19 protein-coding genes and 2 pseudogenes are annotated in these 22,931 nt (G+C 38.1%); 10 read left to right on the forward strand and 11 right to left on the reverse strand.

Going from position 1 to position 22,931, the window contains the following annotated elements:
• Window positions 1-32: 32 nt before the first annotated feature.
• A complete protein-coding gene (locus tag ALFOR1_RS03275; RefSeq protein ID WP_104642047.1) occupies window positions 33-527 on the forward strand; it encodes a hypothetical protein in 495 nt (164 codons plus the stop codon).
• Between the two features lie 192 nt (window positions 528-719).
• Here the strand turns inward: ALFOR1_RS03275 and ALFOR1_RS03280 are convergent, their stop codons facing one another.
• Window positions 720-965: a DUF4235 domain-containing protein gene (locus ALFOR1_RS03280; RefSeq protein ID WP_058547062.1), complete on the reverse strand. Its 246-nt coding sequence runs from the start codon at window positions 963-965 to the stop codon at window positions 720-722.
• Between the two features lie 155 nt (window positions 966-1,120).
• Window positions 1,121-1,504: a hypothetical protein gene (locus ALFOR1_RS03285; protein WP_104642048.1), complete on the reverse strand. Its 384-nt coding sequence runs from the start codon at window positions 1,502-1,504 to the stop codon at window positions 1,121-1,123.
• A 262-nt stretch (window positions 1,505-1,766) separates the two neighbouring features.
• Here ALFOR1_RS03285 and ALFOR1_RS03290 point away from each other — a divergent pair, with 262 nt between their 5' ends.
• From ALFOR1_RS03290 to ALFOR1_RS03300, 3 genes are all read left to right on the forward strand, one after another.
• Window positions 1,767-2,363, forward strand: coding sequence for an acyl carrier protein phosphodiesterase (locus tag ALFOR1_RS03290; RefSeq protein WP_104642049.1), 597 nt, complete (start codon window positions 1,767-1,769; stop codon window positions 2,361-2,363).
• A gap of 350 nt (window positions 2,364-2,713) precedes the next feature.
• Window positions 2,714-3,058, forward strand: a complete 345-nt coding sequence (locus ALFOR1_RS03295; RefSeq protein ID WP_104642050.1) for a YajD family HNH nuclease — start codon at window positions 2,714-2,716, stop codon at window positions 3,056-3,058.
• A 35-nt stretch (window positions 3,059-3,093) separates the two neighbouring features.
• Window positions 3,094-3,402 (forward strand): hypothetical protein, encoded by a 309-nt coding sequence (locus ALFOR1_RS03300; protein WP_104642051.1) that lies wholly within the window; start codon window positions 3,094-3,096, stop codon window positions 3,400-3,402.
• A 100-nt stretch (window positions 3,403-3,502) separates the two neighbouring features.
• Here the strand turns inward: ALFOR1_RS03300 and ALFOR1_RS03305 are convergent, their stop codons facing one another.
• From ALFOR1_RS03305 to ALFOR1_RS03320, 4 genes and pseudogenes are all read right to left on the reverse strand, one after another.
• Window positions 3,503-6,211 carry an FG-GAP repeat domain-containing protein gene (locus tag ALFOR1_RS03305; protein WP_104642052.1) on the reverse strand — a complete coding sequence of 903 codons (2,709 nt, stop codon included), beginning with the start codon at window positions 6,209-6,211 and terminating at the stop codon, window positions 3,503-3,505.
• 312 nt (window positions 6,212-6,523) lie between these two features.
• Complete coding sequence (locus ALFOR1_RS03310) at window positions 6,524-7,201, reverse strand: DUF799 domain-containing protein (RefSeq protein WP_104642053.1); 678 nt, start codon at window positions 7,199-7,201, stop codon at window positions 6,524-6,526.
• Between the two features lies 1 nt (window position 7,202).
• Window positions 7,203-7,550, reverse strand: coding sequence for a DUF4810 domain-containing protein (locus ALFOR1_RS03315; RefSeq protein ID WP_104642054.1), 348 nt, complete (start codon window positions 7,548-7,550; stop codon window positions 7,203-7,205).
• A pseudogene (locus tag ALFOR1_RS03320) lies at window positions 7,550-8,230 on the reverse strand (CsgG/HfaB family protein). Before ALFOR1_RS03320 ends, ALFOR1_RS03315 begins: the two are co-directional and overlap by 1 nt.
• A gap of 309 nt (window positions 8,231-8,539) precedes the next feature.
• On the opposite strand from ALFOR1_RS03320, the gene ALFOR1_RS03325 reads away from it, so the two are divergent.
• Complete coding sequence (locus tag ALFOR1_RS03325) at window positions 8,540-9,217, forward strand: glutathione S-transferase family protein (protein ID WP_058547077.1); 678 nt, start codon at window positions 8,540-8,542, stop codon at window positions 9,215-9,217.
• A 173-nt stretch (window positions 9,218-9,390) separates the two neighbouring features.
• On the opposite strand, the gene ALFOR1_RS03330 is transcribed toward ALFOR1_RS03325, so the two are convergent.
• The 3 genes from ALFOR1_RS03330 to dps all read right to left on the reverse strand — a co-directional run bounded on the left by ALFOR1_RS03330 (window position 9,391) and on the right by dps (window position 14,461).
• A complete protein-coding gene (locus tag ALFOR1_RS03330; RefSeq protein WP_104642055.1) occupies window positions 9,391-10,185 on the reverse strand; it encodes a hypothetical protein in 795 nt (264 codons plus the stop codon).
• A 214-nt stretch (window positions 10,186-10,399) separates the two neighbouring features.
• Window positions 10,400-13,336, reverse strand: coding sequence for a TonB-dependent receptor (locus ALFOR1_RS03335; RefSeq protein WP_104642056.1), 2,937 nt, complete (start codon window positions 13,334-13,336; stop codon window positions 10,400-10,402).
• Between the two features lie 609 nt (window positions 13,337-13,945).
• Window positions 13,946-14,461 (reverse strand): DNA starvation/stationary phase protection protein Dps, encoded by a 516-nt coding sequence (gene dps / locus ALFOR1_RS03340; RefSeq protein WP_104642057.1) that lies wholly within the window; start codon window positions 14,459-14,461, stop codon window positions 13,946-13,948.
• A 629-nt stretch (window positions 14,462-15,090) separates the two neighbouring features.
• Between dps and ALFOR1_RS03345 the strand changes: the two genes are divergently transcribed.
• Window positions 15,091-15,870, forward strand: coding sequence for a nucleoside-binding protein (locus ALFOR1_RS03345; protein ID WP_104642058.1), 780 nt, complete (start codon window positions 15,091-15,093; stop codon window positions 15,868-15,870).
• A gap of 97 nt (window positions 15,871-15,967) precedes the next feature.
• Here the strand turns inward: ALFOR1_RS03345 and ALFOR1_RS03350 are convergent, their stop codons facing one another.
• Window positions 15,968-16,747: a DUF2189 domain-containing protein gene (locus ALFOR1_RS03350; protein WP_058547082.1), complete on the reverse strand. Its 780-nt coding sequence runs from the start codon at window positions 16,745-16,747 to the stop codon at window positions 15,968-15,970.
• Window positions 16,748-17,005: 258 nt separating this feature from the next.
• Here ALFOR1_RS03350 and ALFOR1_RS03355 point away from each other — a divergent pair, with 258 nt between their 5' ends.
• The 4 genes and pseudogenes from ALFOR1_RS03355 (at window position 17,006) to ALFOR1_RS03370 (ending at window position 21,298) form a co-directional block, all read left to right on the forward strand.
• Entirely contained in the window at window positions 17,006-17,839 is an 834-nt protein-coding gene (locus ALFOR1_RS03355; RefSeq protein WP_058547083.1) for a mechanosensitive ion channel family protein, read from the forward strand.
• A 239-nt stretch (window positions 17,840-18,078) separates the two neighbouring features.
• Window positions 18,079-20,151: a catalase gene (locus ALFOR1_RS03360; RefSeq protein ID WP_104642059.1), complete on the forward strand. Its 2,073-nt coding sequence runs from the start codon at window positions 18,079-18,081 to the stop codon at window positions 20,149-20,151.
• 101 nt (window positions 20,152-20,252) lie between these two features.
• Window positions 20,253-20,724, forward strand: a pseudogene (locus ALFOR1_RS03365) (GFA family protein).
• Window positions 20,725-20,824: 100 nt separating this feature from the next.
• Window positions 20,825-21,298, forward strand: a complete 474-nt coding sequence (locus tag ALFOR1_RS03370; protein WP_104642060.1) for a VOC family protein — start codon at window positions 20,825-20,827, stop codon at window positions 21,296-21,298.
• A gap of 37 nt (window positions 21,299-21,335) precedes the next feature.
• On the opposite strand, the gene ALFOR1_RS03375 is transcribed toward ALFOR1_RS03370, so the two are convergent.
• Window positions 21,336-22,931, reverse strand: coding sequence for a nicotinate phosphoribosyltransferase (locus ALFOR1_RS03375; RefSeq protein ID WP_104642061.1), 1,596 nt, complete (start codon window positions 22,929-22,931; stop codon window positions 21,336-21,338).

The raw sequence follows: 22,931 nt of genomic DNA on the forward strand, positions 1-22,931 counted from the left end.
CGTGTATTTTTTTAATTTAAAAAGGAGTTATTATGAGTACCGTTATTACTGGGTTATTTGATAATGCATCACAAGCAACACTGGCTATTTATAGATTAGAAGCACTAGGCGTTAGTGAAGCCGATATAAGTGTTGTAGCCAACGACTCATACGCAAAGGAAGATTTTGCTGTTGATGAAGGAACTAAAGCTGCTGAAGGTGGAATTTTAGGCGCGGCTTCGGGTGGTATTATTGCTGCAATCGTAGGTGGTTTTACTGCTGTAGGAACTGTTGCAACAGGTGGTACAGGTTTACTAGTCGCTGGCCCATTAGTAGCTGCATTTGCAGCTGGTGGTGCAGGCGCTGCTGTTGGTGGTACTTTAGGTGCGGCAATTGGTGCGTTTATTCCTGAGCACGAAATTAAATACTATGAAGATGCGATTGAAAAAGGCTCTATTTTAATTGGCGTTAAGTACAGTAGCGACAACAAAAATGCTATTGAAGAAATACTTAACAATGCAGGGGCAAGCAACGTATCTACTGCATAATTATTTATTGATTTAATAAAAAAGGTGAAACTTAGTTTCACCTTTTTTTGTGCTAATTTTTAAATAGAGTGATCAATATTATTGATTTGATTAAGCGTTTGGGCACGTGTTATTTATAAAGCTAGCAACAAATATCTCTTATAAAAATAAGTATTTATAAGAGATATTTTTTATAAGAGTGGCTGACTTTGGCTACTTAGATTTGCGCTTGTCTAGTACGTAACGTACGGCCATTCTTGCAGCGCCCGCTCCAATACCTGAGACTACCGCCCATGTAACGGCTTCTTTAAGATCGGTTTTTTCGCTTGGCTTGTCTTTTGGGGCTGGTTCGTTGGTAACCTTTTCCCACGACTTTTGTAAAGTTTTCCTTGTTAACATACCGGCAGAAGCAGCAGCGAGACCTATACCTATCGTCGTAATTAGTTGTTTATTACTCATATTGTCCTCGTTTTATTTAATAGCGGCAGAGTTATTAGTTGTTAACTCTTAAAGTAAGAATATTAATAACAGCAATTTACGTACCGATAGACGTTTGAGGATAATAAGCACAGCTATCAACTAAAAATCCATTTTACTTATGCTTAGCAATAATATTAAGTTTGCGTGTCAGTACCTAGTAAGGCGTTGATGTAGGCGAGTTCTTCACTAAAAATTCCGTTAAAAAATGCACCTTGCTCAACGATTACAGCGTCGTTTGGTTGGGCTTTGTATTCTTGCTGGCACCTTACAAGTTCGGTGGTTAACCATTGGCAGGTATTAGTCGCTGAGTTTATTGCAGTTTTTAAAAACGACGACCATTTTATTTTTTGTAAATTAAAGCGATAAAGCATAACTGCAATAGCCCCATAAGCTTGTTGCTCAAGCGAAGGCACATTTCCACTATTTACTGAAAGGCAGCTTAAAAGCTTGGTATTGATTAGTGCTTGTTGCAGTGCAGCGTGTTGTGATTGACTTAAAAAGTTGTTTTGGTAATCCATGTAAGGCCTATATCTGCAAATAGCAGGGCAATATAAAAAGAAAATTAGTAAAGTATTTACGATTTATGCGCACCCAAAAATGAGCAGTAGTGATAACAAAATAAGGCTGACCCTTTACTGAATTAATAAAACACAATTGTAATTGGTAAGGGTGTTTATAACGTTTGGTGCTTTTATTGCTTTACTTTGAGAGGCCGGCATCTGAATTTTAGATAAATTTAAGTTACCATCAAAATGTATTAACTTCCAAAACAGAGGACATGTGAATTATTTAGCTCACCTTTATCTAGCAAAGCCTACAGCCGATTCGCACTTTGGAAATTTACTGGGTGATTTTGGTGGTAAAAGACATGTAGAACAATTGCCAAACACAGTTAAAAACGCACTAAACAACCATTACTTAGTCGATAAATTTACCGACTCTCACCGGTTAGTAAAAGAAGCCAAACAGTACTTTTCATCTGAGCGTAAGCGCTTTGCAGGTGTGGCTATTGACGTGGTGTTTGATCACTTTTTAATTATGCATTGGCAGCGCTTTAATCAGCAGCCTTTAAGCGACTTTAAGTACAATAGCTTTGCGCTTTTAAATAAACGTATGCCTATTATGCCACCGCGCATGCAACAGGTTGTAACCAGTATGACCAAAAACGATTGGTTTAAAGAATACGAAACAATTAATGGAGTAGGGCTTGCGCTCGATAACATAGCCAAACGCATTCGTTTTACTAATAACTTTGCAGGTACTGCTGAGGATATAACGCGAAACTACCATGAATTAGAAGCGGTATTTTTAGCATTTTTTCCTGAGTTAATTAATCATGTAAATGAGCACGCGCTTGAAGCAATAAATGCTGAATAATTAAAATGACCCTTTAATTAGATAGTTATTACTGCAGCGTACGTATTATGCAAAGCCTCATAAACTCCTTTGTAAAATAGGGCGTGTTGATCTTTGTGGATTGAAATTTGTTCAATCTAGGGGGGATAAAATCGCGGCGCGAGGTTTGTAACCTAGTGGGCTAAGTAAAAACCGAGCAAAGCTTCCGCGTGTTGCTCACGCAACCGTAGTAGCTAATAATGGCTTGCTTAGTTAGTTTTTATTATACCCTGCGATAAATATATAATTACTACATGATGAAAAGTATAGGTTGGAACACTTACATTAAGTTTGTTGTTAAACACTATAAGAGCATATGAAGCAGGAATATTATGAGTAAGACCAACTATGTACCTCAGACTTATATGAAGCAAGAGGAAGGTTATAGAATAAAAGCTTTAAGGTTATACCCTTGGGTGTGTGGTCGTTGTGCTCGTGAATTTGAGTATTCAAACTTACGTGAGTTAACGGTGCATCATATAGATCATAACCACAGTAATAACCCTGAAGATGGCAGCAACTGGGAGCTATTGTGTATTTATTGCCACGATAATGAGCACAATAAATACCACGAGCATATTATGTATGGCGGGTCGACTACAGAGCGAAAAGTTGAAGCTGCAACGCATTCTCCGTTCGCTGATTTAAAAGCGATGCTTAATAAGCGCAACAGTTAAAATTTACTTTAAATGTTTACAAGGAAGTTATTTATATGCCCGATATAACGGCACTTTTTTATATAGCTATTGTGGCTTTTTATTTATTGCACAAAAACGAAGAAGCCAAAATATTAGTCCCCGTTATTGGCTTTGCTGCAATTCCTCTTTTTAGCAACGATTACTGGCTATGGTTTAAGGTAAGCGTAGGATTAGGAATTTATGTATTGATGGTGGAAAAAGCTAAAGCAGGGTATACCGGTGGTGGGGCTGTTTCAGCATTTGCTATGTTTTTTATGATGGCTTTTTTAGTTAGTATTTTTATAAAAACTATTTTTTCTGTTGCTATTAATTTTAGTTTTTGAACCTCATCTTTATTTAGTCAAAACTAAATTATCTCTACTTTCTCGCGCATACTTGTGGTTTATTTCTTTTAATAAACCACAAGTAGCTCTTTAATTTAAATCAATGAGTTAAAAACATTCCAACATTAGTGCCAAAAACTAGTGGCACTGTACCTTTACCTATGTTGCCAAATTTTATTGAGTTACCCATTACTTCTCCTGCTAATGGGTAGCCTTGCCATACAATGTCACCTGTCTTTGTACTGACTTCAGAGATAAGACTTGATTGTGAATAATAATTATTGTCACTTGAGTTTGTGGTTATTAATACATTATCAGAATCAGGTAATTGTACTAGGCTTGTTATTTCACCATTAATTCGAGCTTTTAGTAATAGTTCTAAGTCTAATGAAAAAGTAACTAAATTACCCTGATATGAGTATTCAGGAGAAAAACATAAAACTCTATCCGTTTGAGGTTGTGCATAAAGACTCTTACATTCCTCTGAATTTACTGAACTGGAGCGCATGCTCAGTTTATTATTCTCAAAGGTAAGAGTTGTTAAGCTATCTCGAGTACTTAGTATTACTAATTTTTCCCCTAAAGTACTTGTTGTGGCAGTCATTGAGGTGATAGCACTGCCAGCTGTCCATGTAGCTAGAACATTATTGTTACTAATGTCATGTACGGTAAGTGTGTCATATGTGGCTATTAATGCATCGTCATAGCCATCGTTATTAATATCAGTAACTTCTAAACCATTATAATTAGAAGAGTCATCTTCTGTCGTTACTTGCCATTTAGAAATATCAGACTCTAATTCAATCACGTTTAGGGAAGGAGAGTAATTGCGAGTTCCAAATATAAATAATTCATCATAATTGTCTGAATCTATATCACCTATTGCTGCTAAGGCTGCTTCGAGAATATTTGATGAGCTATTATAATTAGGTGTAACTTTACCATCTTCATTCATAGTTAAGTATCGAGGGCGAATATAGCCACTATTTGTACTAGGAATTATATAAACTGCCGCCTCTTTTTCAGGGCTTATATTTGCCCACCCAGCTGCAATATAGGAATCGTATTGTGAAGGTGATTCTCTATTTGCGTTATGCCATAAAATTTCAGGATTTGGAGTAATACCAGCGACTACTAGTATATCTTTACCTGAACTGCTTAAGCCTGTCCCCCAAACAATTTCTTCTTTACCATCATTATTAATATCGCCAACAACCATCGCAGCGCTGCCATGATCTATAAGTGGCAGTGTCCACAGCTCTGTATAAGTATCGTCAGTAATATCGTAGGCGTGAACTTGACCCCATTGGCAGTCGCCAATTATTATCTCATCGGCTGGGTCGTTATCTATATTTGCTGTTGCTACAGAACAATTATCTTGATTATCAATAGTTAGAATTTGAGAGCGATCATTTGCATTCCATACTGTTATCGAATTCCATCCTCCAGTGCTAATGATCTCATTTATACCGTCGCTATTTACGTCACCTATAGCCATAATTGGGCCAAAACCGTCAGCGTTAAACCATTGACTGCTAGCACTTTGGATATCAAAAATTTCACCGTTTGAGAGTATTAATTCTAATGATGTGTCGCTATCGATATTTTCAACAGCTATTTCAATAGGAGAATTTCCCTCTAGAGAAAAGCTAAAAAGCTCCGTTTGAAAATTATTGTCGTAAACAATAGCTTCTTTAGCGCTATAGCTTTCACCAAAAATTACGATTAATTCAGGTCCGCTATCACTATCAATATTTTTTACCATAAAATTGTGAATAGTTTTACTTGTCGAAAATACACTTTGAGGGGGCTGTGTAAAATCACTTACTTGATAGATATTATTATTTGTTTTTACAAAGATATTGTTTGCGCCATTATCTTCTTTAAATACAGACAGGCGCATTTCATTATGATTACCGCCAAAAGAGTATGGGTAGCTGTAAATTGATTCGAATCCATCGCTTTTTTGAGATATAACAGACAGCCCTCCTAATTTATCAAGCACCAACATTTCGTTATTTTCATCGCCAATGAAGTTACCAATTTGCATGCCGTTCGATGTATCGGTAAGCTCAATATCCTTTCGCATTGTAGGTGCTTTAAAGTTTGGTATTGTTACATTTATTTCACTAACTAATGGCTCAAGGGTTCTATCAGACGTAAAAGCAAATTTAACTGTATTTTGTTGCGTTATCATAGGCAATAGTGGGGTCCATTTTACTTCCCCTTTGCTTGATACTGTCATTCCAGTGGGTCCGTATAATAACTCGACTGGGGTGTCTGACTCAGTATCTTTATTTACATTGAATGTAACTTCTTCGCCTGCTTTTGCTTCAGTAGGTACGCTTGATAAAGACAACGTTATTGCTCTATCAAGTGTAAAAATAGCACTGCCGCCAGTGCCTGATTCATACCATTGCATTTGTTGTTCATTGGGAAAACTAGCAAATAGCTCAAAGTTAGCCCCAACAATATAATCAAAAGAGCTTTCACAGTCATACCCTTGATTTTGTTGCTCAAAGCTTAGGGTTAATGAGTGACGTTCACCGCTATCAACAGATGCATCAAATGAGTAGCTACCGGTTACATTCGACTGATTAGAATTGATTTCGAAACTACCATCTGTATTAAACTGAAATGTTTCTAAGCATTTATTAGGGTACTCGTAAAACCAAGTTGCACTAATTGATTTTGATGTTTTATTAGCAATAGGGACGGCGGACTTAGCGGCATCTTCACCCCCGCCACCTCCACCGCAGCCGGAAGTGAAAATCGTTGATAAAAATATTACAGAGAGTAGCTTACGCATTACATCTTCCTTAATCTTAGCTTTGACAAACCATATAAATAAACTGGAATATAAGATTAGCCATGACACTGAGCATAACTAACAGATAAAAGTGAACGAATTGTGAATAAAAATAAGCTAGAAATCTAGTGAAATCATAATTATTTGTAAACATAAGTAAATTGAACGACGGCTAAAGTGGTTGGTTTGGAGTGTTCATAGTCGTTCGGCTCTTGCGCATAGAGTCGGTACTAATTGAGCGCTAAAAAAAGGCCGGTTACTACTTGGTAGTACGGCCTTTAAAACTCTAAAATAGATTAGTAATTATAAAGTTTATTGCTTCTTTTCGCTTGGTGCCGGTTGGCCATAATTAGGTGAACGAGGTCCATATAATAAGCCGTTGTAAACATCTGAAGAAAGTAAGCGTGTTGAAGTCATTGCTGCGATTTCAAAACCTTTATCGGTTACAGTTTCTGCAATTTGATTAATTGCAGCAACTACAAGCATACCTACAAGTCCGCCGCCGCTATTATTTTGCTGTTCAGCGGAAGAGGCTCTTGCTTTACCTTGCCATAATTGCTCGCCACTTCGTAAATCTACTAATGAAGCTGATACAGTTACAGCGGTTTCGCTAGAAATTACAACGTAGCTAGTACCATATTCTTCAATAGTAATGTATAGAGCTGTGTCAGCACCAAAAATATCATGTAGTTTTTTTACTGGTACTTGGTGTACATCACTCGCAACCGTAAGGCCATTGCCCTTGAAGGTTTGCTCAACAAGAGCTACTGGAAATACGTAAAAACCAGACTCAGCAATAGGAGCAACCATTTGAGTCATAACACTGTATGGTGCAATTACTTCAGGTGTATTATTTAATGGCGGTAAAATAATTACAGAATGAGGATCTGCATGTTTGAATGCGGTGTAATCGTGCGCTGGTGGAGGCGATACACACCCTGCAAGTAGTGCTAATAACGCTGCCGTTGTAAGTGTTTTCAAATTGAACATGTTAGGCACCTTTTGCTGAGTTTAAAAGAAAGTCTATGTACTGAACAGACTCAGGGAAAAGTGTTTTTTCAGTTTCAAAGTGAGTGGTACCTAAAGAAGGATTACCTGTTTCAAAATAGAGCATGCCTAAGTGAGCATGAAGGCCTGGCGCAACAGGTTTATTTTTACCCGCAGCTTCGCTTATTACTTGCTCAAGCATGCTAATTTGTTCTTCAGCAGATACTTCATCTGCTTTTAAGTAGGCATAAACTGCAGTGCTATAATCGCCGTAATAATAAATTGGCTCTTTAGTTGAGTTACAGCCTGCTAGGGCAGCACAGACCACAACAAGAGATAATAATTTTTTCATTATTTATCACCCCACTGACCTGACTCTAAACCAGTAACAAGCTTATTAACGACTTCACGAATCGCTAAATCAAGCACCTTTCCATTTAAAGTAGCATCATATGAAGCTGTGCTACCAAATCCAATAACTTCGCGCTCAGATAAGCTGTATTCGCCAGCGCCTTGAACTGAGTAAATAACTTCTGAAGTTGTTACGTCAACAATGTTTAAGGTCACTTTAGCATACGCAATTTGCGATTTACCTTTACCTAATAAGCCAAACAATTGGCGATCGCCTATGGCTTAACGGCCAAACTCTGTAACATCACCAGTTACAACAAATTTAGCACCACTAAGAACTTGTTTTGTACCTGTTAATCTTGCTTCTTCTGCAAGGGCTGCCATATTGTCACGATCAAGCACACTAAAGCGGTTTGTTTGTTGTAAGTGGCTCATTAATGTTGTTTTTGCTTGGCTGCCTAATCGATCTTGGCCTGAGGAAAAAATACCGTTTTGAAAGCTAGAACGATTTACAAATTGACCTACGACCAATTTACTTTTTGTACCAGAGTAGGTTGTGTTGTAGCTTGCTACAGTTGGCGTTTCAACTACTTTTGACGATGTAGTTGCACAGCCAGATAAGGTAGATGCAGTCAGTGCAGAAATTATTATTGTTTTAATGTGTTTGTTGCTTATGAGCATAAGTTTTTTATATCCGTTTAAATAAATGCAGAAGTAATTTAGAAAGGAGCTTATACGAGTATAAAGTTTAAGAATCCATTCTAAGCGACTTTATAAACAAAAAACCTTGTAAACGCAATGTTATTAATGATTTAACTTTAAAGTTTCATTTATATAAAAACTGCAATTAATATAGCTTTATCCACCTTTTAGCTATTCTGCTGAAGAAAGTAAGGCCAAACTTAAGAGCTGTTTATCTGAGGAAAATAAGAATTTGAACGATTGCTCAAGTTGTGATTTAATTGTAGCCACTACTTTTAGGAGCGTTTCATGATCAAATTTTATTTTCACCATACACCTAACCCAATGAAGGTTGCTTTGTTTTTAGAGGAAACAGGGCTGCCGTTTGAACTTGTGCCACTTGATACGTTAAAAGGTGAGCAACATACACCTGAGTTTAAAGCTATTAATCCTAATGCAAAAGCACCTGCTATTGTTGATGGTGAAACCCGTGTGTTCGATTCAAATGCTATTTTAATGTACCTCTCTGAAAAATATGCAAAGCTAGAAGGTAAAGCTGAAAACCGCGCTGAAATGCTTTCATGGTTAATGTTTATCGCATCGGGTTTAGGCCCATACTCAGGGCAAAGTGTACACTTTAGACACATGGCGCCAGAAGGGCTTGATTACGCTGTTAACCGTTACTTGCGTGAGGCACAGCGCCACTACGAAGTGCTTGATACACACCTTGAAGGTCGCGACTTTATAGTGGGTGATGAATACACCATTGCTGATGTATCAGCTTGGGGCTGGATTGATAAAGCGCCAGTAGTATTAGGTGAAGAGGGCTTAGCGCCATACCCTAATTTAAAACGTTGGTTTGAAAGTATAGATAGTCGCCCAGCTGTTGCTCGTGCGCGTAAAATTGGTACCGATGTAGCCTTCAAAAAAGAGTTTGATGAAGAAGCCAAGCGCGCGTTTTTTCCATCTAATTACCCTAAATCGTAGGGTAGTTTAAAGCAGAGGTAAATGAGTAGTTCTGTGATGGTTACTTATTTACCACTATTTTTAGATTAAATATACACGCCTACTTTTGGTGTTGGCTTAAGCTATGAGCTATTGTGCATTTGTATTAATTATTATTACTTTTGTTCAAAACTAAGTACTACATTTAATCTTTTTTATTGAGCGCCACATGCTGGGTACAAATTAAGTACTTCAGTTACTACTTGTGCAAACATAGCTTGCTCTTGCTGACTTAAATTTATATCTGCATCAAATTGCATGGTATCGGCTAGCTCAGAGGTAATTATTTCGTAAAAAACCATGGCAGTGAGTACATTACCTGCATATGAAGCATGATTTCCATCTGCATTATAAAGATTTACGCTCGGCATTATTTCTAATACTCGGTTCCATACAAAACCAATAGGCGCGACGCAGCTAGGCTGCTTTGTACTTATCGATAAATGTAGATCGTATACCTGTTTTGCTTCCGCAGGGTTACCCTTTTGAGGATGCTCTGGAAATAATATGGGGGTTATTTTTTGTTCTTTAGCAACTGAGATCATACGCTCGGTGGCGTCGGTCGGGTAGTCAACGGCTCCTGATTGCGAATATTTCTGGCCTTGAAAAATAGCATGACTCCAATTATTTTCACTTAGTTTATCTATATTAGAGTCTATTTCGGCTATTTCATCTAAAAACCGCCCGCCAACAGTCATTGTTTGTACTGAGGTATTAGATAGTTGATGTGTAATTATGGTTTCTAATAAAGCACCTAAGCTTGAACTATGGCTATTACCGTAAATAATTATTTTGTAATCACCTTGTGGATTGTTATTAGTTACAGGTGGTGATGTTAGTGTTTCTTTATTCTCAGCTATTTTTGAGTCATTACCTCCAGAGCCGCACGCAGTTAACGCTAACATTAAAGCTAATGTGAGTGATATTTTAGATATATATTCGAATGACATTAGAAACCCTTTTTTTGTACCAAATTTAAGCACGATTTCTGAATACTAGATACTTTATGGTAAAGCTGCAAGTTGGCTTTAAAGATGAAAAATTACTTTTCGGGAGGAGGGGAGTATTTAAACTTTAATCGTAAAGTAATTCAATTGTGCTTTAACACAGCTATTTTTGAATAAAAAAAGCCTGCATAAAGCAGGCTTTAGTTTTCAGGGGAAATTAAAACTTAGCACGGATACCAAAGCTGTATCTGCGGTCTGCTTCAGTGTACTTCCAAGCACCACCTAGTTCAGATAGGTAGATAGAAGGCTCACCGGTTAAGTTAGTTGCATTGCCTACTAAGGTCACGTTTTCGTTAATGTCCCAACTTGCTGAGAAGTCTAACTGGCCGCGGTCGTCACGGTAGTTGTTACCGTAAACTGTACCTTCTGCTGAAATACTGCCGTCTGAGTTAATATTTTCAACGCGTTTTTCGTTTTCAGTATCTAAGAAGCTATCACGGTAGTTATAAGCTAAACGTGTAGAGAATCCTTCGTATTCCCAAAACACTTGTAAGTTGTAGGTGTTTTTAGAAATATCTAACAGTGGGTTACCGTTAGGTTGTTCGCTGTCTGCGTAGGTGTAGTTTGCGTTTATACCCAGGCCAGAAAAAGCACCAGGTAAGCTTGTAAAGAACTGTTGGTAACCTACTTCAAAACCTTGAACTGAGCCATTTTCGCCATTTACATTTTTAACGGTATCAATACCTGTTAAACCTGCATCGCGAAGCTCTGAAACATGGTTAAAGCCATCGGCATCAACAGGGAAATCGGTTGTATCTGAGTAAACTAAGTTATCTTGAGATACACCCGCGGTATCTAGCTGACATACTTGGTTCCACTGCGTTACATTTTGACCCGCGGTGCTAGATGAAGCCTGACAGCTGCTTTCGTTACTTAAGAAAGATTCAACATCTTTATAAAACACAGCAAAAGATATTACGTTACCTTCATCAAAGTAATGCTCTACTGACAAGTCGTATTGTGTTGCACGGTATGGTTCTAAATCAATAGAGCCTTGCGTTGCGCCTGTAATATCGTTATTTACGTCAAACGCTGGGCTTAACTCACTAAAATCTGCTCGGCGCATTACTTTTGCAGCTGCAAAGCGGAATAATGTTTCGTCTGAGTAGTTATAGGTAACGTTTAAGCTTGGTAAAAAGTCGCTGTAGTCATTCTCACCTGTTACTTTTTCACCATTTAAATAAACGCTTGATTCTAAATCTGTTGTCACATAACGACCACCTACAATTGCAGTGATGTTATCAAAATCTAAGTAGGCTGAAATATAAACTGCGGCTGTATCTTCAACTACGTTACGGTACGCACTTTCTTGAAACTCTTGGTTGTCCGAAAGGCTTCCTGTTGTTGCTAAGTTAGTTCCTGCAAGTAACTGTTGTAACTGAGCGTAAGTATTCGCAGGGTTAGATAAACCGTTGTAGCTTAAAAACGTTAATAGGTCGTTTTGGCCAGAACTACCTAATTGATCAAATGAGTTATCGTGGCTAACAGTTGTAAAGCTATTTGAAAACGCAGCATTGTAATCATCTACCCATAAAGTCGCTAATGAACCGTCGGAGTCATTAAATGCATTTTTATAAATGTCTTTAATTTCAACTTTGTATTGCTCGTACTCGTAATCTCGGTTGGTAACACGTACACCGGTTTTTATTTTAGATACCCAGCTTAAGCTGCTGATAGGTTCAAACATTTCTACATCAAAACGAATAGCTGTTTCTTCGTTATCAGTTCTTCTATCTTCACTTTTAAATGTACGTAATGCTAAGTTTTGTGGGTCGGTAAATGCATTTGGATCTGAGTGAATAATACTTGGGAGTTTATTACCGTCTTGTGAAAAAGCGCCATCGTATAAATGGTTTACTAAATCAACGCCACCGCTTGCTTCAAATGTCGATTTTTCGATTGGGCGAAGAGTAAATTCAGAATCAGGTCTTACGCTTTCAGATGATGCAACAGCAACTTCACCTGAAATTTTTATATTATCAGTAATGTTCCATTCTGCACCAAGTGCATTAGAAAACGAGTCGGTTTCTCTAAAGTCACTGTATGTTTTTGGAATGCCAAATTCGTTTGTTAGTGTGTAATTATTTACACCATTCGCACCTTGAGTGGTATTTGCATCGGTTGATAACGAACCCGCTACACCTAAAATAGAGTTACCAGCTTGTTCGCCTGAGCGTTTAGTGCCGCTCAAATCAAGGTACACCATGCCATTACCAGATTGCGGTGCCCATTGCAGAGATAAATTTACAGCGGTACGTTCACGTTTTTCTACGTATTGCTCAACACTGTGCTCGTCGCGTACGATAGCGTTACCACTTGGTGTATTACCTTCTTGGCCGTTAATTTCAATATCTTGAGGCTTAACACGGCTTGAAGTTTCATCTTGACGAATTTCACGATCTTGATATGAAAACATCACAATAGCGCCAAATGTACCCATTTCGTCAAAGTCCCAATTGTCGCCAATTGAACCACTAAAAATAGGGGCTACATTTTCGGTTTTATCTGCGTATTCGCCATCAATCGAAATAGCACCTGTAAGTTTATCAAGCTCTAAAGGGCGAACTGTTTTTAAGCTAACGGTTCCGCCTAGCGCACCTTCAATCATGTCAGCGGTAGGTGATTTAACAACTTCTACCGTTTTTAAGAAACTCGAAGGGTAATCTTGTAGGCTAATACCATCACGCGAGTCACCAATGGTAGAGCGGCCATTTAATTCAACGCGGTTTTGCGGTAAACCACGAATCGATACACTGTCACCCACTCCAAAATCGGTATTAATAGATACACCTGTAATACGTTGAAGTGCTTCAGCAATATTATTATCAGGCAGTTTACCAATATCCTCTGCAACAACAGCATCTACAATACGTCCGTCAGTACGCTTAAGCATTGCAGCCGCTTTCATACTGCCTAACATGCCTTTTACTTCAATAACTTCTATATCATCAGTTGGTATATCTGAAGTTGTCGGCGCTTCCTGTGCTGAAATAGTAGAAGACGCCATTAATAAAAGGGCAGCAGCGCTGAGTGTTATTGAGCTACTTTTTTGGTGCTTATTAATTAGCGATGAAGTAATTTGATTGAGTTTCATGTATCTCTCCCGTTGGGGTACGACTTGCGTCATTGTGTGTGTTGCAATATGGTTTGGTTAACCAATTTTGTTGTGTTTGATCTGTTTGTGTCATACAGATTGTGTGGTTGAAATTAGTACAATTTAAATTTTATTACAACCTTTGTTTACCAAAATTTCATAAAATGTATTACAAATTGTTATTAAATTTACTTAAAGTTAATTTGTTCAATAGGTTATGATTAATGAAATGTTTTAATAATATTTAATATAAATTGGAAAATAACCATTACCAAAGCCATTTTATGTATGATTTGTAATATTTAATGAGGTATTTATGACTAATTTAAATTTTTTATGTAGGTATTTAGTGTGTTAATTATGAGTCTAAATTAGGCGTTACTATTCTTAATAGATTAAGTAAACCTAAAGTTGTTACGATTAAATAACTAGGTTGAAATTACTGGTTTTTATTTGCGTTAATTATTTGGTAATACCAATTTTCTATTGTGTTTAATTTATATTTATATTATGGATATGTGGTGGGATGTTGTACAAAATGGTAAATGAGCTTATTTTTTTGCAAAAAAAAGCCCCGCATAAATGCAGGGCTTGTATAGATTAAAAATTTTAGCTTTGCAGTTGGCCTGTAGCTGATTCAATATGAGCACGTACAAACCATTGAAATTGCTCTAAGTCAGCTAATTGGCTAGTAATCATATCTTCAGAAACAGGATCTAGCTCTGAAAGCGTTTCGATTGCTTTGCGGTGATCGCCATTAATACCGTTGTACACTTTATCAAGTGCACCTAAATGCTCGGTTACTAAACCTTTACCAATAGAATATTCATTCCATGAGCGACGGTCTACTATCGATTGCGGCGTTCCAACGGGTATACCGCCAAGGGTCGCAATTCTCTCCGCGATTGTATCTGTCATTTCGCGTACAGCTTCAACTTGTGGATCTAACATTTCGTGTACGCCAATAAAGTTTGGTCCAACTACATTCCAGTGAATATGCTTTAAAGTAAGCTGTAAATCAATAAGCGCAACCATACGGTTGTCAGGTGTGGCAATTGTATTTTGCGCTGCATCGTTATCCATACCGGGTGCTGTAAATTCGGCTACTTTATTTGTATTACTCATAATGTCTCCTGTTATGTGATTTATTGTTTGTAGATCTAATTACAAACATGACTTGGTATTAATAAAGCAATACGTATGCCGAATTTTTAAATTTAGCTAACATGCTGTTTTATAAGGGTATAATTTAAATTTAAGTTTTTATTAGACTCTAAATAAAATGTGCTTATGAATTATCTGCAGCTCCTTTGTAAATTATGCACACTGCTAATTAGCCCCGTAAATATAAAGCAGAACTAGGGCGTGTTGATCTTTGGTGGGTGAATTTGCAGCAGTATGTTTGGTTTTTAGGCAAGGCGGAGCTTATTTAGTGTGGTTATTCCCCATGAATAGGCGATAACGCAGCATAAAGACCAAACATGCGCTGCCCTTTGGGTTCTTTCTAGGGACGATTAACTCTTTGTTACTCGGTTTTTACTTAGCCCACTAGGTTACAAACCTCGCGCCGCGATTTAATCGCCCCTAGATTGAACAAATTTCAATCTACAAAGATCAACACGCCCTAAGTAAGCCTAATATTTGTATTGGTTACTTTTTAAAATCTAATCTCTTTTTATTATTTACCTACTTCAGTTAGTGAATACTCACTGGTATACTCCTGCCGCATTTTAATTGGGGTCTGTTAATAATTTATGAATTTTTTAAAAACACTGTTTACAACATTTATACTGCTTTTGTCTCACTCAGCATTGGCAGAAAACTGGAGTGTTACACAGCTCCATACAAATTTTGGTAATGCTTTAAACCCATTTACAGGGGAGTCGTCATTTACACGCACATATACCATAGAGCATGCATCTGAGCATGACTTAGGTGATAACTACTTATTTATCGACTTTTTAAACGACAGCCTTACCGATGGTTTTCAAGATACGGGTATTTATGGTGAGTGGTACACAACACTTAGCTTATCTAAAGCACTTAATACCTCTTTAAAGTACGGCCCAATAAAAGATACAGGTTTAGTGTTTGGTATTAATGCAGGCGAAGAAGGCTTAATGAAATACACGCCCGGTGTAAAATTAAGTTGGGATGCCCCTGGATTTGATTTTTTAACCACTACTTTTGCTGGATACATCGATGCTAACGGCGGTGTACAAAAAGATCAGTTAGCTAAGCAAGATACCAGTATTTTTGTGGATCTTGCATGGGGCGCACCTTTTTCGTTAGGTAGCCAAGCATTTTATTTTACTGGCCACGTTGAATATATTTCAGGGCGTGATGACGAGCAAGGCAGAAAAGTAAACGAATGGCTACTCGCGCAACCCGCAGTGCATTGGGATGTTGGTCAAAACTTTAATTTAGAGGCTAAGCAATTAATGGTTGGGCTTGAATGGCGTTATTGGTACAACAAGCTAGGTACTGATGAAATAGAAAACCAACCATTTTTACATGCTATTTGGGTTTTTTAAGTAGTATGTTTTAATCACTTTAAAACGAATAAAAAAATAGCGCCTTAGGCGCTATTTTTGTTTACTGTGGTTGTTAACTCATGTGGTTGGTAAAGCTTTATTCGTATCCGCGAGGTTTTTTAGTTTTAATAACTGCGATATAGGCATGCCAGCTAGCGTAGCTAAGTAGCGGCATAATGATAATAAACCCCGTTGCCCCGGTAGCAAAACCAATAGCTACCAATAAAAATATACAGATTGACCACACTACCATGGCAGCAAAGTTAGTTTTTACTGCATTCATAGAGCTGATCACTGCTGTCATTATATCAACGCGTCGTTCCATCATAATTTGTGGGGCAAATGCCGAAAGCGAAAATACCGTTACTAGCAGTACTCCACCTATAATACTGCCCAGTGTTAAAAACGCCGATAGCTCTTCAAAGGTTGGGTTGGCGTGGCTTGGGTATAAAGCGTGTACTAATGCAGCTAAGCGCATCCAAGCAATCATTATTACCATAAGCAATATAGCAAAACCCCATTCACCTACAGGGTTTCTAAACATCGACTTAATAGAGTGGGCAAACGTTGGTTTGTGGCCTTTTTCAAGTTCCCACGCTACATCGTAAAGCCCTGCTGCAAATGCAGGACCTATTAAAGCAAAGGCAACGGTTGCCGGTAAAATAACGAGGTAGGTGCCTGTAAACACAGCTGAATAAACAATAGCAACAGGAATAAGCGTAAATATAACCCCGTAAATGAGGCTTAGTATGGGGGCGCGTGCCATGTCTTTAAATGCAAGCGCTAACCAATGAAAGGCGGCAAAAGTATCAACCTTATTGCACTCAATACAGCGTGCAAATTCGGTATTTTTATTAATAGTATTTGTTGTTGGCATAACAATGTTCCTTAACAAGGTGTCTATTAAAGGTTTAGAACACATTGGCTTTATTTACAAATTGAACAATATATACGCAAAAACATTAGGGTTTGCTCACTTTATATTCATAAATGTGATTTTTTAAGCTTTATTACTGCATAAAAAGTAATGCGCTTAGCTTTAGGTCGTTGTAAAGTCGTATTTTAGTTAATAAAAGGTTAATATGTCGGCGTTACAATGTTTTAATAATTTACAAACAGTTCAACAGGAAAAAAAATGGACGACATAATAAATAATCTTGATGTAAATCAGTACTTACCTGCGGCAATAGATTGGGCAACTAATATTTTGCTAGCAATTATTATTTTACTTTTAGGCTTATGGTTAGCAGGTAAAGTAAGAGGCATAATTATTGGTTTGTGCCACAAGTATACTCACTTAGACGACACACTATTTCGCTTTTTAGGCAGTATGGCCCGTTACATTATTTTAGCGTTTGTGTTTATTGCAGTGTTAAACCGTTTTGGTGTACAAACGGCTTCAATTATTGCGTTATTAGGCGCTGCAGGTTTAGCAATTGGTTTAGCATTACAAGGTGCGATGTCTAACTTAGCTGCTGGCGTAATGTTACTTATATTCAGACCTTATAAAGTGAATGATTTTATTGAAGCAGCAGGGCGCTTTGGTAAAGTAACTGAAGTAGATATGTTTACTACAATTTTGCAAACGTTCGATAATCAACAGGTTATTATTCCAAATAGCCAGATTTGGGGTGCGCAAATTATTAACCACTCACACCACCCAATTCGTGGTGTAGATATGCACTTTGGTGTGGCTTATGACGAAAATACCGACGCAGTACGTAAAGTAATAGATAGTGTATTAGACGCACACCCACATATTTTAAAAGACCCAGCACCATTTGTAGAAGTAGAAACCCTTAACAACAGCTCAGTGGACTTTTTAGTAAGGCCATTTTGTAAAGGCGAGCATTACTTTGAAATTTTATACACAGTGCCGGAGCTTATTAAAAAAGCCCTTGATGAAAACAATATAGAAATCCCATTCCCGCATCGTAAGGTTATTTTAGTTAACGAGAATAAAGATTAACTAATTTAAAAAGCCTAAATCTAAGAGCACTTTTACGTGCTCTTTTTTGTCTGAAAAAGTTACATACCTGTGTAAATTTTTCTTTTTAAAATCCTCTAAATACTACTTTTTTGCCTGTATGACCCTTTTTTTACTAGGTTGGATGGCTGGTCTTTATTTTGCATTTGCATAGTCGCTTTTAGTTTTAAAGCCCATAAAAACTATCGACCCATTAAATCAAACTGTATGAAGGACTAAACATGGCTGAATCATTTAAATACTCAGGTAATAAAGGGCATGGCGGCGAATTGCATCAAAAGGCATCGGATGAACACCCTACCATGACCACCGCGCAGGGCTGCCCTGTAAGCGACGATCAAAACTCATTACGTGCGGGCAAACGTGGCCCTGGATTATTAGAAGATCATATAATGCGCGAGAAAATCTTTCACTTTGATCACGAGCGCATTCCGGAGCGAGTAGTGCACGCTAGGGGTTATGGTGCACACGGATATTTTGAAACTTACGACACGCTTGAAGATTTAACGTGTGCAGATATTTTTCAGCGAAAAGGTGAAAAAACGCCAGTGTTTACTCGCTTCTCTACGGTTGCAGGCAATAAAGGATCACCAGATTTAGCACGTGATGTACGCGGTTTTGCGGTTAAGTTTTATACCCAAGAGGGAAACTGGGATTTAGTGGGTAACAATATACCCGTATTCTTTATTCAAGATGCAATGAAGTTTCCTGATTTAATTCATAGCGCTAAAGCCGAGCCTGATCGTGGTTTTCCGCAGGCGCAAACAGCACATGATAACTTTTGGGACTTTGTGAGCTTGTCACCTGAGTCAATGCACATGGTTATGTGGGCAATGTCTGATAGAGCTATTCCGCGCTCTTTACGTTTTATGGAAGGCTTTGGTGTTCATACCTTTAAATTTATTAATGCCAAAGGCGATGAAAAATTTGTTAAATTTCATTGGAAGCCAAAAGGCGGTATGCAATCGGTAGTATGGAACGAAGCACTTAAGCTTAACGGCGCCGATCCTGATTTTCATCGCAGAGATATGTGGGAATCTATTGGCAATGGCGACTTCCCTGAATGGGAGTTAGGTGTGCAAGTGTTTGATCAGCAATTTGCGGATGAATTTGAATTTGATGTTTTTGATGCCACTAAACTTATTCCTGAAGAGCAAGTGCCAGTTCAAATTGTTGGCCGCATGGTGCTTGACCGTGTTGTAGACAACTTTTTTGCAGAAACAGAACAAGTTGCCTTTTGTACTCAAAATATTGTACCAGGGCTCGACTTTACACCCGACCCGCTACTGCAAGGTCGTAACTTTTCATATTTAGATACTCAAACTAAGCGTTTAGGTGGGCCTAACTTTACGCACATTCCGGTCAATGCTCCTAAATGCCCAATGCGTCATTTTCAGCAAGATGGCCACATGGCAATGCACAATCCAAAAGGGCGTGTAAATTACGAGCCAAACTCGTGGAGCGGCGACGAAAATAACCCGCGCGAATGCCCTGTACATGGCTTTAAAAGCTCAAGCGAGCCTGAAGTAAGCGGCGGAGATAAATTACGTTATCGCTCAGAAACTTTCAGCGATCATTACAGCCAAGCACGCCAATTTTATTTAAGCCAAACAGACATTGAGCAAGCGCATATTCAATACGCACTGGTATTTGAGCTTTCTAAAGTTGAGCATTTACCAATACGTGAGCGTGTAGTTTCGCACTTACTTAATATAGACGACACGTTAGCGCAAGAGGTTGCCAAAGGCTTGCGCTTGCAAGAAATGCCAGAGCCGGCAGAAGCCGCAATGCCAACTCGTGACGATTTACCTACTTCAGATGCGCTTAGTATTTTAAAAAATGCGCCTAACACCTTTAAAGGCCGCAAGTTAGGTATTTTAATAAGCGATGGCTTTGACGCTGATATTTTTGATTCAGTTGTCAATGAACTTGAAGCCGAGGGTGCAAACTTTGAAATTATTGCAGCGCAAGTTGGTGGCGCATGTTGTAGTAAAGGTAAGCATATTGCAGCGGACCAAGTAATTAATGGTGGCCCTTCGGTATTGTACGATGCGGTAATGATACTGGCGACTCAAGAGGGCGCTGAAAAACTTGCTGGTATTCCTGAGGCTAAAGACTTTGTAAACGATGCATTTGCTCATATGAAATACATTGGCTATACGCAAGAGGCTATGCCTTTATTTAAAGCGGCAGGCCTTGATGGAAAAGCAGATGATGGTTGGATAGATTTAGAGGCGCATTCAGCCGATAAGTTTATAAATACATTACGAAATTTAAGATACTGGAAACGTTAGTAAGCTCAATAATTAAAAAACCACAACATGAATTGTTGTGGTTTTTTTAAGCTCACCTAGCTAAGGTATTAATTCAAGCCAGCAATAAAATTGGATTTATTATGAAGCTTAATGGCGCTTGCCACTGTGGCAAAGTGAAATTTACGGTTAACTCAAAACACCCTTATCCTTACAATTTATGTTACTGCTCTATTTGTCGTAAAACCGCTGGGGGGCGGCGGGTTTGTTATTAATTTAAGCGCAGAGTATAAAACGCTTGAAGTGCAAGGGCGTGAACACATAACTGTTTATCATGCAAAAATAGGCGATAAAGTCAGCCCAGCAGAGCGTTATTTTTGTAAGCATTGTAGCGCTAACTTGTGGTTATACGATGCACGTTGGCCAGAGCAAGTTCATCCCTTTGCTGGTGCAATTGATAGTGAGTTACCCATACCGCCAGAGCGCACTCATTTAATGCTTGGTAGTAAAGCCAATTGGGTAAATGCACCCATTAATAAAGATGATAAGCAATTTGAAGAGTACCCTGATGAAAGTATTGCTGCTTGGCATCAGCGTTTAAACCTCGAAAAGTAACGCAATTTTTTGTATGAGCTAAGCTTAAGTGTAGAGGCAATTAAACGCATATTTAGTTACTTAAGAATTAAAGAACACCGCGTAAGTAAAGGAGAACATTATGGCAGTTTCAGCAATCCCAAAAGGGTTTACTTCAATAACACCTTATTTAATTATTGATGGCGCTCAGCAAGCCATTTGCTTTTATAGCGATGCATTTGATGCACAACTTGTTATGCAAATGCCTTTACCTGAAGGCGGTATTGCACATGCTGAAATTATTATTGGCGACTCACATATTATGATTTCAGATTCATGCCCAGATGAGTCTTTTAAAAGCCCAAGTGAGCTTGGAGGCACACCGGTAAGCTTAATGCTGTACGTTGAAGACGTTGATGCAGTTTTTAATAAAGCCATAGAACTAGGTGCCACGCAAATACGCCCAGTGCACGATCAATTTTATGGTGATAGAGCGGGCACTTTACAAGACCCATATGGCCATATGTGGACCATAGGCACACACAAAGAAGATTTAACAGATCAAGAAATTAATCGAAGAATGGCTGACTTAATGTCAAAAGAGCAAGATGCATAAAGCAGCTTGCTCTTTGGAGATTAGAATATATTAACAATTAAATTTGTGTATCTATTAAAGTTCTAATTTCATTTAGTGTTGTTTCTTTAACTATTTTGCCGTTTTCAAAAACAACCTCTAATAGGCCTTTAGATTCTTCTTGCTCGGTTACGTCATCAAATAAAGTTAGTTCGCCATTTACTCTGTCTATTTTTAAGAGCCCTTTAGCCGATTTTTTCTTTGAGTCAGTTTTTGGGTCTTTAAAAATAGCTAAACGTTCACCTGCTTTAACTACACTCGTTGCTTTTACAGCAGAGCCATGTGTGTCACGTGTTACGTATTGGTAGCTGTATGAGCCAATACCAAGTACGACTTTTGAAGCGAAGCCTTTATCCATTAAGCGCTGTAAAATTTGGCGTTGGCGAGTTAGTGTTATTGCGTCACCATATATAGCACCAATATGATCATCAAGCAGTTTATAGCCTTTAGATGTTATTGTGCCGCCAAATGTATCCCATAGGCACTCTATAAGCCCTTTAACTTCACATTCCATCAGTTCAATAGTGTTGCTATCTTCAAATCCGTAATATTGACCATTAAAGCGATATGCTTCATAGCCTTTATTAATAACGTCAGCTTCAGCTTTTTTTTGTGTTTCAAATAACTCCTTGTAATCAGATACTGGTGAAACTTTGTAACCTGTTAATACTTTAACAGGGTCGCCAGAATCGGGGCGTATAACTAAGGTGCCATCGCGCGCCATTATTTCGCTTTTTAACTGAGGCAAGTAGTCAGTAACAAGTGTCCAAAAGTCCCATGTGTCAGACACAACACTTAAAATCCCTTTTGGTGATTGCTCTTTCATTAGGTACTTAAAAAACTCTATTTCACCTTCCATAATCCATGAACAGGTAACCGAATGTTCAGTTGCATCTACAGAGCAGCCAACTAGCTCGTTATCTACATTTGCTCCGTAATATTTTTCTGCAAATAAAACAGCGGGTATGGTATCTGTACCTACCAGTCCTGATGCTAAATGGCCAAAGCCACTCATTGCCGCAGCGTGTTTGCCAAACATACCTCTAAAGCTAAAGTCATGGCCTTGAAAAGGAACAAACTCCATAGGCGTCCCTGTTTTTTGTGCAAACTCTTTGAATACTTTTAAATATGCAACAGAGGTTGTAGTGCTGGTTTGTATTGGCCAGTTTTCGCAGCTCAATACAGTTTCAATCATATTTGTTAGCCATTGAAAGCCAGCTTTAGTGTTTACTATTGTCATAGGCGGAACTAAATAAGGGACTAATGTTCCCTCTGGTAACGCTTTAATTTTTAATGGTAAGTAACCTAAATCATGTAAATCTTCTAAATACTTTACATCAACTGTATAGCCAAGCATTGAGCTCATTATTCGTTTATGGTTAGCAACGGCAGTTGCTTTATCTAGTTTAAAAAACTCATTCCATTCTTCTAAAAGATAACTTTTAATAAAGTATTGAAGACCAACAAACGCAACTCTATCGTTATTTTCTATGTTGCTAAGCTTTCCGCTTCTTGATGTAAAGTTTGCATATACTTCACTTACATCAGGGTGATAAGCACGGCTATGAAATTCTTTATAAACATCTTTTTGCATACTTGCAGCTGTAATAGTCAT

Origin of the sequence: Pseudoalteromonas carrageenovora IAM 12662 (assembly GCF_900239935.1) — a bacterium.
GTDB classification, from domain to species: Bacteria; Pseudomonadota; Gammaproteobacteria; order Enterobacterales; family Alteromonadaceae; genus Pseudoalteromonas; species Pseudoalteromonas carrageenovora.